Source organism: Methylobacterium planeticum (genome assembly GCF_008806345.1).
GTDB classification, from domain to species: Bacteria; Pseudomonadota; Alphaproteobacteria; order Rhizobiales; family Beijerinckiaceae; genus Methylobacterium; species Methylobacterium planeticum.
The window spans coordinates 23,810-35,458 of the sequence record NZ_VZZJ01000038.1 but is presented as its reverse complement, the minus strand read 5'-3'; the positions used below and the strand labels follow the sequence as shown (position 1 = coordinate 35,458).

The window sequence follows — 11,649 nt, the reverse complement described above, 5'->3', positions numbered from 1 at the left end:
AGGCGTAGCCGAGGCGGCCGCGCACGGTGCCGAAGTAGTCGAGGCCCGAGATGCCGTTCGGGTTGAACGCCAGGGCGCCCGGCGCAACGATGCCGCCGGCGGGAAGCGTCGCGAAGGCGAAGCGGTTGCGGTTGCGGCCGAAATCGACGTACTGGGCGTCGGCCTCGACGCCGATGACGACGCCCGAGCCCGGGGTGAACTGGTAGTTGTAGCCGATCTGACCACCGCCGACGAAGCCGTCGTTGTTGTTGCGGTTCGAGAAGGCGATCTGGCCGGGGACGTTGGCGGTGTTGGTCGCGTTGCGGAACAGGCCGGCTGCGCCCGGAACGTCGATCACGGTGGCGGCGCGGTCATCCTGGGTGCCGAAGCCGTAGCCGGCGTTGAAACCGGCGTAGAAGCCCGTCCAGGTGAAGACCGGGATCGGAGCGAAGACCGGCGGCGCGGCGCGGCGGGGCAGGTCAGCCGCCGACGCGACGGCGGTCATGCCGGCGAGAACGGTCGAGGCGAGGAGGATCTTTTTCATTTTTTCACTGGTCCTGGTTGGCGAAAGCCGGCGTGCTTTTAGGCCGTGGTGGTCGTCGGGTCTGTCGCTTTCCTGCAACAAGCAGCCTCAGATAAGGCTGGATGTGTCAACGAATGGTGAAGGTTATGGGCAGGTAAGATTTCGTCTCGTCATGACGTGTTCTGGCGCACACGCGATTGGCCCAGTGGATTGGCCGGATCAGCACTCGGCCTCGTCTGGTGAATGTTACGGCCTTCGGAAAAACCGTTCCGCTCGCCGGTGCGGTTCGACGCACGGACGTCCCGGAATTATCGTTTTAATTCAGGTTGCTCCCCGCTGATGCGGTCGGTCCGTAAGGGCCGCGTTAACCCTGCCGGACGATCTTCAGCCCGAGACCGGCCGGCGCGCCGCCGTTTGAGGATGGACCCCCGGATGCCCGACGACGATGCCGCACGCCGGCCCCGGACCGGCGCCGTCGCCTGGGCCGTTCGCATCTCGGCCGTGGCGATCCTCGTCGGCTGCGGCGCGGCGCAGTACCTCGCGAAGGCGGTGGCGCCCCTCTCGGAGACGGCCCGGATCGCCGCCGGGCCCGCCTTCCGCGACCCCGAGACGACCGGCTCGATCACCGTGTCCGCCCGCTCCGTCGCCCTCGACCCCTGCGGTCCGCGCCCGGACGCCCGCTGAGCCGGCGGTTCGGCCGCGCGGGCCCGGCGATCTTGCAGGATAAGATGAGGCGGGACGCTCCGGCCTGATTGACAAGGCGCCCCAAGACTCTAAGTGTCCCCGCACTCGCATGCGCGGCGGGTTCGTAGACGAGACAGCCGTTGATGCCGTTGCCGCGATGATCTCCTCCGCGCCGGCCGGCCACTTCGCGCGCGCAACGGTTCTCTGAACACAATGTCATTTGCCGACCTCGGATTGAGCGACAAGGTCCTCCAAGCCGTCACGGCTGCGGGCTATACCCAGCCGACCCCGATCCAGGCCGAAGCCATCCCGCACGTGCTGGCGCGCCGCGACGTGCTCGGCATCGCCCAGACCGGGACCGGCAAGACGGCGGCGTTCACGCTGCCGATGCTGACCCTGCTGGAGAACGGGCGCGCCCGCGCCCGCATGCCCCGCACGCTGATCCTCGAGCCGACGCGCGAGCTCGCCGCGCAGGTCGTCGAGAATTTCGAGCGCTACGGCACGAACCACAAGCTCAACGTCGCGCTGATCATCGGCGGCGTGTCCTTCGCCGATCAGGACGCGAAGCTGATGCGCGGCACCGACGTCCTGATCGCGACGCCCGGCCGCCTCCTCGACCATTTCGAGCGCGGCAAGCTGCTGCTCACCGGCGTCGAGCTCCTGGTGATCGACGAGGCCGACCGCATGCTCGACATGGGGTTCATCCCCGACATCGAGCGCATCGTGAAGATGGTGCCCTTCACCCGCCAGACGCTGTTCTTCTCCGCCACGATGCCGCCGGAGATCGAGCGCCTCGCCGACATGTTCCTGCACAATCCGCAGCGCGTCGAGGTTGCCCGCCCGGCCTCCACCGCGGCCACGATCGTGCAGCGCCTCGTCGCCACGGGCGCCGAGGGCCACGAGAAGCGCGACCGCCTGCGCCGCCTCATCCGGGGCGAGGCCGATCTCAACAACGGCCTGATCTTCTGCAACCGAAAGCGCGACGTCGCGCTGCTGCAGAAGTCGCTGGCGAGCCACGGCTTCAACGTCGCCGCGCTCCACGGCGACATGGACCAGCGCGCCCGCACCGTCGCCCTCGACGGCTTCCGCTCCGGCGAGGTGCCGCTCCTCGTGGCGAGCGACGTCGCGGCTCGCGGCCTCGACATCCCGGCGGTGAGCCACGTCTTCAATTTCGACGTGCCGCACCACCCGGAGGATTACGTCCACCGCATCGGGCGTACGGGGCGGGCCGGGCGCGCCGGCCACGCCTTCACGCTGGTGAGCCGCGGCGACGACCGCTCGCTCCAGGCCATCGAGACCCTGATCGGCCAGCCCATCCCCTGGCTCGACGGTGACCTCGCGGCGATCCCGGATTCCGGCGCTGCGGACGGCGAGACCCGCACCCGCCATCGCGGCGGCCGCTCCGCCCGCGGCTCGGCAGAGTCGAGCCGGCGTCCCCGTGGCCGCGCCGCGGCCGGCGAAGGCCGCAGCGGCGCCGCGGCGCGCCGTCCCGCTCCTGAGCGCGCCCGGGCCGAGGAGGTCGAGGCGGCTCCGCTCCGCGAGGCGGCTCCCCTCCGCGAGGCGGCTCCGGTCGCGGCGGCTCTCGTCGCCGCCGCACCGACGCGGCAGCGGCCGGAGCGCGGCGAGGAACGCGGCCAGGACCGGACGCCCCGCGGCGGGCGTCGCCGCGACGAGGACGATTCGGACACGCCCGTGGGCCTCGGCGCCCACGTGCCGGCCTTCCTGCTGCGCCCGGCGGTCGTCAAGAAGCGCAAATAACGCCAAACTCCCGACGTTCCGAGGCGGTCGCTTAACCGTCCGTGCACGGTCGCCGGGCCATGATCACCAGCACGGAAGCCGTCCGCATTTGGGGCCGGCCGCCGACCTGATCGGAAGATGGTGATCGGATGAGCGACGGGAGTCACGGCGACCGGGATCGAACCTTCGCGCTGGCAGACCGTGCCAACCAGCTGATGCGCGATTACGGCCCATCGGCGACACCGCGCGCCTACACGGTCTGGTACACGTACGTGTCGGGGGCGCAGCCCCTGATGAACGACGCGATCAAGCGGCTGACCTCCCAGAACGGCTGCCTCTCGAACGACGACGTCGACGCGCTCCACGACACCTATATCGACGGGCGCCGGCTCTCGGTCGCGGCCGAGAAGATGAGCGCGAGCGTGCTCTCCGAGATCGAGGGCATCACCGAGATGCTCGACCTCTCGCTCGGATCGACGGCGCAGTACGGCGAATCCCTGCGCGCCTTCTCGCACGACCTGGCCGGGGCGACCCTGAACCGGGCGCGTATCCGCGAGATCGTCGCCTCCCTGGTCACCACGACGCGGGAGGTCGCCGCCGACAACCGCACCCTCGAGGCGCGGATGCGCGAGAGCCGCTCCGAGATCGAGTCGCTGCGCGAGACCCTCGAGGCCACGCGCATCGAGAGCCTGACCGACCCGCTGACCGGCTTGTCGAACCGCAAGCATTTCGAGGCGATGCTGACCGCGACGGTCGAGGCGGCGGCGAGCCGCGGCGTGCCGTCGAGCCTGATCGTGCTCGACATCGACTTCTTCAAGCGCTTCAACGATCTCTACGGCCACCTGACGGGCGACCAGGTCCTGCGCCTCGTCGGCATCGTGATGCGCGAGCACATGCGCCCCGGCGCGACGTTGTCGCGGTTCGGCGGCGAGGAGTTCGGGATCCTGCTCCCCGACACCGACCGGGCGGCGGCCCTCGGCATCGCCGAGCGCGTGCGCACCAGCGTGATGGGGCGCGAGCTGGTCAAGCGCTCGACCGGCGAGTCCCTCGGCAAGGTGACGGTGTCCCTCGGGATCGCCGCCTATCGGCGCGGGGACACTCCGGTCTCGCTCCTCGAGCGTGCGGATCTCTGCATGTTCGCCGCCAAGCGCCAGGGCCGCAACCGCTGCGTCGACGACAGCGCCGCCACCGACGCCGACGCCCTCTCCAACGTCGCCTGAGCGGCGACGCGCGGCCCGTTCCGCGGGCTCACGCCACGGCGGCGCGCAGGGCTTCCGGGTTCGCGGGCGTGATCGCCACGGACTCGCCGCAGCCGCAGGCCGAGGTCTGGTTCGGGTTGTTGAACACGAACTGCGACGCGAGCTTGGTGGTCTGGAAATCCATCTCGGTGCCGAGCAGGAACAGCACGGCCTTCGGGTCGATGAAGACCGTGACGCCCTTGTCCTCGATCGTGTCCTCGCCGGACTTCGCGCCGTCGGCGTATTCCATCGTGTAGGACATGCCGGCGCAACCGCCGTTCTTGACGCCGACCCGCAGTCCGGCGATCGGCCGGTCCGCATCGGCGATGATCGCCTTGATCCGGTCCGCTGCCGCGTCGGTCAGCGACATGACCTTGAAACGTGATGTCATCGGGTGCTCTCCGGCGGCCGGGTTCAAGGCCCGGGCGGGTGCGGTGGTGGTACGATCTCGAAGATAAGCATCCGGTCGGCCCGGGTCCACAGGCCGCGGGACGGAGCGGCCCGGCCTCGTGCGCGATCCACCTCGCTCAGCCGGTGCCGCCCGCCTGGCATCTCACCACATGTCGAGGGCGACGCGGGCCTCGTCGGACATGCGGCTCTGGTCCCAGGGCGGATCGAACACCATGGTGACCGCGCAGGATTGCACGCCCGGCACCGCCGAGACGGCGTTCTCGACCCAGCCCGGCATCTCGCCGGCGACCGGGCAGCCCGGGGCCGTGAGCGTCATGTCGATCGAGACCTTGCGGTCGTCGGCGATGTCCACCTTGTAGATCAGGCCGAGCTCGTAGATGTCGGCCGGGATCTCGGGATCGTAGACGGACTTGAGGGCCGCCACGATGTCGTCGGTCAGGCGGTCGAGCTCCTCGGGCGGGATGGCGGAGGCGCCCCCCACCGCGGGGGCATGCGTGCCGCCGGTGATCGTTGCGTCGGACATACTCGTCTTCATCCCTCAGGCGAACAGCATCTCGGCCTTGGCGAGCGCCTCGGCCAGCACGTCGACCTCGGCCCGGGTATTATACAGCCCGAAGGAGGCGCGACAGGTGGAAGTCACCCCGAAGCGGTTGAGGAGCGGCATGGCACAATGCGTGCCGGCCCGCACGGCGACGCCCTGCCGGTCGATCACCGTGGCGATGTCGTGGGCATGCGCGCCCTTCATTTCGAAGGCGATGACGCCGCCCTTGTCCCGGGCGGTGCCGATGAGGCGCACGGAATTCATCGCGCCGAGACGCTCCTCAGCGTAAGCCGTCAGCGCCGCCTCGTGGGCGGCGATGCGCTCGCGCCCGACGCCCATCATGAATTCCAGCGCCGCGCCGAGGCCCACCGCCTCGATGATCGCGGGCGTGCCGGCCTCGAAGCGGTGCGGCGGGTCGTTGTAGGTGATCGCATTCTCGGAGACGGTGCGGATCATCTCGCCGCCGCCCTGGTAGGGGGGCAGGCGCTCGAGCCATTCGCGCTTGCCGTAGAGCACGCCGATCCCGGTCGGTCCGTAGACCTTGTGGCCGGTGAAGACGTAGAAATCGCAGTCGAGCGCCCGCACGTCGACGCTGCGGTGGACGGCGCTCTGGGCTCCGTCGAGGAGCACCGGCACCCCGTGGGCGTGGGCGATCCGCACGATCTCCTCGGCCGGCGTCACCGTGCCGAGGACGTTCGACATGTGGGTGATCGCCACCATCTTGGTGCGGGCCGAGAACAGCTTCTCGTACGCGTCGACCAGGAAGTTGCCCGCGTCGTCGACGGGGGCCCACTTGATCACGGCGCCCCGGCGCTCGCGCAGGAAGTGCCAGGGCACGATGTTCGAGTGGTGCTCCATGATCGAGAGGATGATCTCGTCGCCCTCCCCGATCAGCCCGGCCCAGCCCATCGAGCTCGCCACGAGGTTGTAGGCCTCGGTAGCGTTGCGGGTGAAGATGATCTCGTCCGTGGAGGCGGCGTTGAGGAATTGCCGCGTCGTCTCGCGCGCGCCCTCGAAGCCCTCGGTGGCGGCGTTCGCCATGAAGTGCAGCCCGCGATGGACGTTGGCGTAGCCCGTCTCCATGCAGTTCACCATGGCGTCGATCACCGCGCGCGGCTTCTGCGACGAGGCCGCGTTGTCGAGGTAGACCAGCGGCTTGCCGTAGACGGTCTCGGACAGGATCGGGAATTGCGCCCGGATCGCCTCGACGTCGTAGGGGGTCTGCAGCACGGGTGCGTTCATGGAAGGGCCCTGAACCTCTCGAGTGGGGCGCCCCCCGCCCTCACGCTCCGCCGCGGGGCGGAGCGGGGCGGGAAGCCCGGGGAGAGCCGGCCCTGGGGCCGGCCCCCCGGATCAGCCGCGCCTGGCGAGCCAGGCCTCGACCTCGGTGATGAGCGCCGCGCGGGCGCCCTCGTGGCTCACCGCCTCGACGGCCTCGCCGAGGAAGGCCTGGACCAGCAGGCTCTCGGCCTGCGGCTTCGGCAGCCCGCGGGCCATGAGGTAGAACAGGAGGTCGTCGTCGAGGGCGCCGCAGGTGGCGCCGTGGCCGCACGCCACGTCGTCGGCGAAGATCTCGAGTTCCGGCTTGTTCATCATCTGCCCGTCATCCGACAGGAGCAGGCAATCCGACTTCATCTTGCCGTCGGTCTTCTGGGCGATCTGCTCGACGATGATCTTGCCCTGGAAGACACCGGTGGAATCGCCGTCGATCACGGTCTTGAACAGCTCGCGGCTGACGCCGCCCACCGCCGCGTGGTCGGCGAGCAGGGTCGAGTCGGCGAGCTGCCCGTGGCCGAGCATCGTGGCGCCGTTCACCGCGGCGGTGGCGTTCCCGCCCGCGAAGTGCAGGTAGATCTGGTGGCGCGACAGCACCGCCCCGACCACGAGGTTCACGGTCTCGATATGGGATTGCGCGCCGAGGCGGGCCGCGATCGTCGAGAGCGCGACCGCCGCGGTCCCCTCGACGTTCAGACGCGTGTGGTGGAAGCGCGCCCGGTCCTCGATGATCACGTCGAGCGCATCGTTCGGCTGGTAGGCGATGGCGTCCGGGCCCTCGTGGCTCTCGAGGAACGTCGCCTCGGCCTCCTCCTCCAGCACCGCGAGGACGCGGGTCGCGGTCGAGAAGGCGGTCGCGCCGGTGCCGACGAAGCGCAGGTGGATCGGGGTCTCGACCTTGGCGCCCTTCGCGACCCTAATCAGCGCCCCGTCCGCCATGAAGGCGGCATTGAGCTGATAGATCGGGTTCTCCCGGGTCTGGGCCACGGGGGCCAGCCGGTCGAGGAGCGGATCGCCGTTCGTCAGGGCCTCGTTCAGGGTCGTGACCGTGATGCCCGCGGGCACCCGGTCGAGGTCGGAGGCCCCGGCGATCAGGTGGCCGTTGACGAAGGTCAGTCGCACGGCGTCGAGGCCGGCGAACCCCTTGGCCTCGGCGAGGGCGGCCGTCACCACCTCGGCAGCCGGGACCGGGGACGGGGGGGCAGCCTCCCTCATGGCGGCGCGCAGGTCCGTGTACTTGAAGGCCTCGACGCGCCGGCTCGGCAGGCCCACGGCCTCGAAGTAGCGGAACGCCTCCTCACGGGCGATCGAGACGCCCGTGGGGAACTTCATGCGGGCCACCTCGAACAGCTTGGTGAGGCCGGCCTCTGCGGATGTGCGGAGATTGGTGACGTCGGCCATGGCTCACGCAGCCTCGTTCGCGCGGTACTCGGCATAGCCCGAGGCCTCGAGTTCGAGGGCGAGCTCCTTGCCGCCGGACTTCACGATCCGCCCCTGGGACATCACGTGCACGCTGTCGGGCACGATGTGGTTCAGGAGGCGCTGGTAGTGGGTGATGACGAGGAACGAGCGGCCCTCCGCCCGCAGGGCGTTGACGCCCTCGGAGACGATGCGCAGGGCATCGATGTCGAGGCCCGAATCGGTCTCGTCGAGGACGCAGAATTGCGGCTGCAGCAGCGCCATCTGGAGGATCTCCATGCGCTTCTTCTCGCCGCCGGAGAAGCCGACATTGAGGGCGCGCTTGAGCATCTCCTTGTTGATCTCGAGCCTCTCGGCGGCGGCGTTGACCTTCCGGATGAAGTCCGGCGTCGAGAGCTCGCCCTCGCCGCGGGCGCGGCGCTGCGCGTTGAGGCAGGCCTTCAGGAAGGTCATGGTGCCGACGCCGGGGATCTCCAGCGGGTATTGGAAGGCCAGGAAGACGCCCGCCGCGGCGCGCTCGTCGGGGCCCATCTCGAGGATGTTCTCGCCGTTGAGCAGGATCTCGCCCTCGAGGACCTCGTAATCCTCCTTGCCGGCGATGACGTAGGACAGGGTCGACTTGCCCGATCCGTTCGGTCCCATGATGGCGGCGACCTCGCCGTCCTTCACGGTGAGGTCGAGGCCGTTGAGGATGCGGTTGTCCTCGATCTGCACGACGAGGTTCTTGATCTCAAGCATAGTCCGTTCCGAAAATCTGAAATTGGAAGAGGGCGGGCGGGCAGGGCCGCGCGGGAGGTACCCCGCGCGCGGCCCCCGGATGTGTCGTGCCGCCCCTAGCCGACCGAGCCTTCCAGGCTGATCGAGATCAGCTTCTGAGCCTCGACGGCGAACTCCATCGGCAGCTGCTGCAGCACGTCGCGGACGAAGCCGTTGACGATGAGCGCCGTGGCCTCCTCGTTCGTGAGCCCGCGCTGCTGGCAGTAGAACATCTGGTCCTCGGAGATCTTCGAGGTGGTGGCCTCGTGCTCGAACACCGCGGACGCGTTCTTCGACTCGATGTAGGGCACCGTGTGGGCCCCGCACTGGTCGCCGATCAGGAGCGAATCGCAATTCGTGAAGTTGCGGGCGTTCGACGCCTTCTTGTGAGCCGAGACGAGGCCCCGGTAGGTGTTCTGCGAGCGGCCCGCCGAGATGCCCTTCGAGATGATCCGGCTGGTGGTGTTCTTGCCGAGATGGATCATCTTGGTGCCGGAATCGACCTGCTGCATGCCGTTCGACACCGCGATCGAGTAGAACTCGCCGCGGGAATTGTCGCCGCGCAGGATGCAGGACGGGTACTTCCAGGTGATCGCCGAGCCGGTCTCGACCTGCGTCCACGAGATCTTCGCGTTCTTGCCGCGGCAATCGCCGCGCTTCGTCACGAAGTTGTAGATGCCGCCCTTGCCGTCGTTGTCGCCCGGGTACCAGTTCTGGACGGTCGAGTACTTGATCTCGGCATCGTCGAGCGCCACCAGCTCGACCACCGCGGCGTGGAGCTGGTTGTCGTCGCGCTTCGGGGCGGTGCAGCCCTCGAGATACGAGACGTAGGAGTCCTTGTCGGCGATGATCAGCGTACGCTCGAACTGGCCGGTGTCGCGCTCGTTGATGCGGAAGTAGGTCGACAGCTCCATCGGGCAGCGCACGCCCGGCGGGATGTAGACGAACGACCCGTCCGAGAACACGGCCGAGTTCAGCGTCGCGAAGAAGTTGTCCGTCACCGGCACGACCGAGCCGAGGTACTTCTTCACGAGGTCCGGGTACTCGCGGATCGCCTCGGAGATCGGCATGAAGATCACGCCGGCCTTCGACAATTCGGCCTTGAAGGTCGTGGCCACCGAGACGGAATCGAACACGGCGTCGACCGCGACGCGGCGTTCGGGCGCGATGCCTTCCAGCACCTCGACCTCGCGCAGGGGGATGCCGAGCTTCTCGTAGGTCTTCAGGATCTCGGGGTCGATCTCGTCGAGCGACATCGCCGCCGGACGCTTGGGGGCGGCGTAGTAGTAGATGTTGTCGTAATCGACCTTGTCGTACGAGACCCGTGCCCAGTCCGGCTCCTTCATGGTCTGCCAGCGCCTATAGGCGTCGAGGCGCCATTCCAGCATCCATTCCGGCTCGTCCTTCTTGGCCGAGATGAAGCGGATCACATCCTCGGAGACGCCCTTCTCGGACTTCTCCATCTCGATCGTGGTCTCGAATCCGTACTTGTACTGGTCGACGTCGATGGCGCGAACGCGGTCGACCGTGTCCTGCACTGCAGGCATCAGGCTTCTCCTACCAACACCGGCGTCAAGGGCCGGGGGTTCCTGAAATGGCGTGGGGCGAATGCATGGGTGAGGGCACTCATGCGGCTTCCCCTCGCCGCTTATATAGGGACGAAACCACGCGTTCGAAGGCGTCGAGGACCCGCGCCCCGTCGCTTTCACCCGTGTTCCAGCCCAAACTCACGCGCAGCGCCCCCGCGGTCAGCGCAGGGCTGATGCCCATCGCGGCCAGAACGGGGGAGCGCGCCACCTTCCCGGAGGTGCAGGCCGAGCCCGAGGACAAGGCCACCCCCGCGAGATCGAAGGCGATCAGCGCGGTCGCGGCCTCGAGCCCCGGCACCGAAAAGCACAGGGTGTTGGGCAGGCGCGGGGCGTCCCGCCCGAACACCACGGTATCGGGCGCCCGCGCGAGCACGCCCGCCTCGACCGCATCCCGCAGCGCTCCGAGCCGTCCGGCCTCTCCGGCGAGACCCGCGAGCACGACGCGCGCGGCCTCCCCCATCCCGACGAGGCCGGGCAGGTTCTCGGTGCCGCAGCGCAGGCGCGATTCCTGGCCGCCGCCGCGCACCAACGCCGCCTCCAGGGTCGTGCCCGGCGCCAGAACCAGCGCGCCCACGCCCTTCGGCGCGGCGAACTTGTGGCCCGAGAGCGTCAGCGCATCGAGCCCGCTCTGGTCGAAATCCACCGGGATCTTGCCGATTGCCTGCACCGCGTCGCTGTGGACGAGGGCGCGGCCATGGGTGCGGGCGAGCGCCACGATCGCCCCGAGGGGCTGCACCACACCGGTCTCGTTGTTGGCCGCGTGGACCGAGATCAGCACCGTCTCGTCGCGCAATGCCGCGAGCCGGGCGCCGAGGGCGTCGAGGTCGAGGAGCCCGGACCCGTCGACGGGGAGCATCTCGACCGCCTCGGACGCGAAGCGGTGCCCGGCCGAGACGCAGGGGTGCTCGGTGGCGCCGATCAGCAGCCGGGTCGGCGCCGGCAGGCCCCGGCGCCGCAGCGCCCCGGAGAGCACCGCGTTCGCGGCCTCGGTGCCGCCGCTCGTGAATACGACGCGGGCCGGGTCGGCGCCCACGAGGGCGCTGAGCGCCTCGCGGGCCGCCTCCACGGCGGCCCGGGCCCGGCGGCCCTCGGCATGGATCGAGGACGGGTTTCCGGGAAGCTCCAGCGCGCGCACGACCGCCGCCGAAACCTCGGGCCGAACCGGCGAGGTGGCGTTGTGGTCGAGGTAGGCGCGAGCCTCTTTCATGAACAACCCATCGCGAGCGTCCGGCCGATTGCCGACATTTCCTTGCTTTTGCCCCCCCGCGTCATGTTAAGGCCCGCGCACCACACGCATTCCATGCAGCCGACGGCAGGGAGGCGACCGGCGGGATAGGGGCTAAACCGTGTTCTTTAGAATTGTTCCAATCGTCTAGAACGATTCTAAGAGCGCTTGTAAGTTCGTATCCCGGCGAGTCAAGGCTCAGGGTCTGCTTTCGTCGCGGCGAGGGGCCGCCTCCGAGCCCGTTCGCCGGCGGTGGCCAGAAGGAGTTTTGG

The 11,649-nt window shown here is 69.1% G+C and carries 10 protein-coding genes and 1 pseudogene; 3 read left to right on the top strand and 8 right to left on the bottom strand.

The genetic code is table 11. The features are described 5' to 3' along the window. Positions 1 to 523: pseudogene (locus tag F6X51_RS25270) on the bottom strand (porin family protein); the annotation flags it as partial. A 411-nt stretch (positions 524 to 934) separates the two neighbouring features. On the opposite strand from F6X51_RS25270, the gene F6X51_RS25265 reads away from it, so the two are divergent. The 3 genes from F6X51_RS25265 (at position 935) to F6X51_RS25255 (ending at position 4,143) form a co-directional block, all read left to right on the top strand. Continuing rightward, on the top strand, positions 935 to 1,186 hold the full coding sequence (locus F6X51_RS25265; RefSeq protein ID WP_150966633.1) for a hypothetical protein: 252 nt from the start codon (positions 935 to 937) through the stop codon (positions 1,184 to 1,186). A 213-nt stretch (positions 1,187 to 1,399) separates the two neighbouring features. After that, complete coding sequence (locus tag F6X51_RS25260; protein WP_150966632.1) at positions 1,400 to 2,944, top strand: DEAD/DEAH box helicase; 1,545 nt, start codon at positions 1,400 to 1,402, stop codon at positions 2,942 to 2,944. A 128-nt stretch (positions 2,945 to 3,072) separates the two neighbouring features. Continuing rightward, positions 3,073 to 4,143: a GGDEF domain-containing protein gene (locus F6X51_RS25255; protein WP_150966631.1), complete on the top strand. Its 1,071-nt coding sequence runs from the start codon at positions 3,073 to 3,075 to the stop codon at positions 4,141 to 4,143. Positions 4,144 to 4,171: 28 nt separating this feature from the next. Here F6X51_RS25255 and sufA read toward each other — a convergent pair whose 3' ends face one another. The 7 genes from sufA to F6X51_RS25220 form a co-directional block, all read right to left on the bottom strand. Then, entirely contained in the window at positions 4,172 to 4,552 is a 381-nt protein-coding gene (gene sufA / locus F6X51_RS25250; protein WP_150966630.1) for a Fe-S cluster assembly scaffold SufA, read from the bottom strand. A gap of 162 nt (positions 4,553 to 4,714) precedes the next feature. After that, positions 4,715 to 5,095 (bottom strand): SUF system Fe-S cluster assembly protein, encoded by a 381-nt coding sequence (locus tag F6X51_RS25245; protein WP_150966629.1) that lies wholly within the window; start codon positions 5,093 to 5,095, stop codon positions 4,715 to 4,717. A gap of 15 nt (positions 5,096 to 5,110) precedes the next feature. Beyond that, a complete protein-coding gene (locus F6X51_RS25240; protein ID WP_150966628.1) occupies positions 5,111 to 6,355 on the bottom strand; it encodes a cysteine desulfurase in 1,245 nt (414 codons plus the stop codon). 111 nt (positions 6,356 to 6,466) lie between these two features. Then, entirely contained in the window at positions 6,467 to 7,789 is a 1,323-nt protein-coding gene (locus F6X51_RS25235; RefSeq protein ID WP_150966627.1) for a SufB/SufD family protein, read from the bottom strand. Positions 7,790 to 7,792: 3 nt separating this feature from the next. After that, positions 7,793 to 8,545 carry a Fe-S cluster assembly ATPase SufC gene (gene sufC / locus F6X51_RS25230; protein ID WP_150966626.1) on the bottom strand — a complete coding sequence of 251 codons (753 nt, stop codon included), beginning with the start codon at positions 8,543 to 8,545 and terminating at the stop codon, positions 7,793 to 7,795. Positions 8,546 to 8,640: 95 nt separating this feature from the next. Beyond that, positions 8,641 to 10,110, bottom strand: coding sequence for a Fe-S cluster assembly protein SufB (gene sufB / locus F6X51_RS25225; RefSeq protein ID WP_150966625.1), 1,470 nt, complete (start codon positions 10,108 to 10,110; stop codon positions 8,641 to 8,643). Positions 10,111 to 10,189: 79 nt separating this feature from the next. Next, positions 10,190 to 11,359 carry a cysteine desulfurase family protein gene (locus F6X51_RS25220; protein WP_150966624.1) on the bottom strand — a complete coding sequence of 390 codons (1,170 nt, stop codon included), beginning with the start codon at positions 11,357 to 11,359 and terminating at the stop codon, positions 10,190 to 10,192. Positions 11,360 to 11,649: the final 290 nt, after the last annotated feature.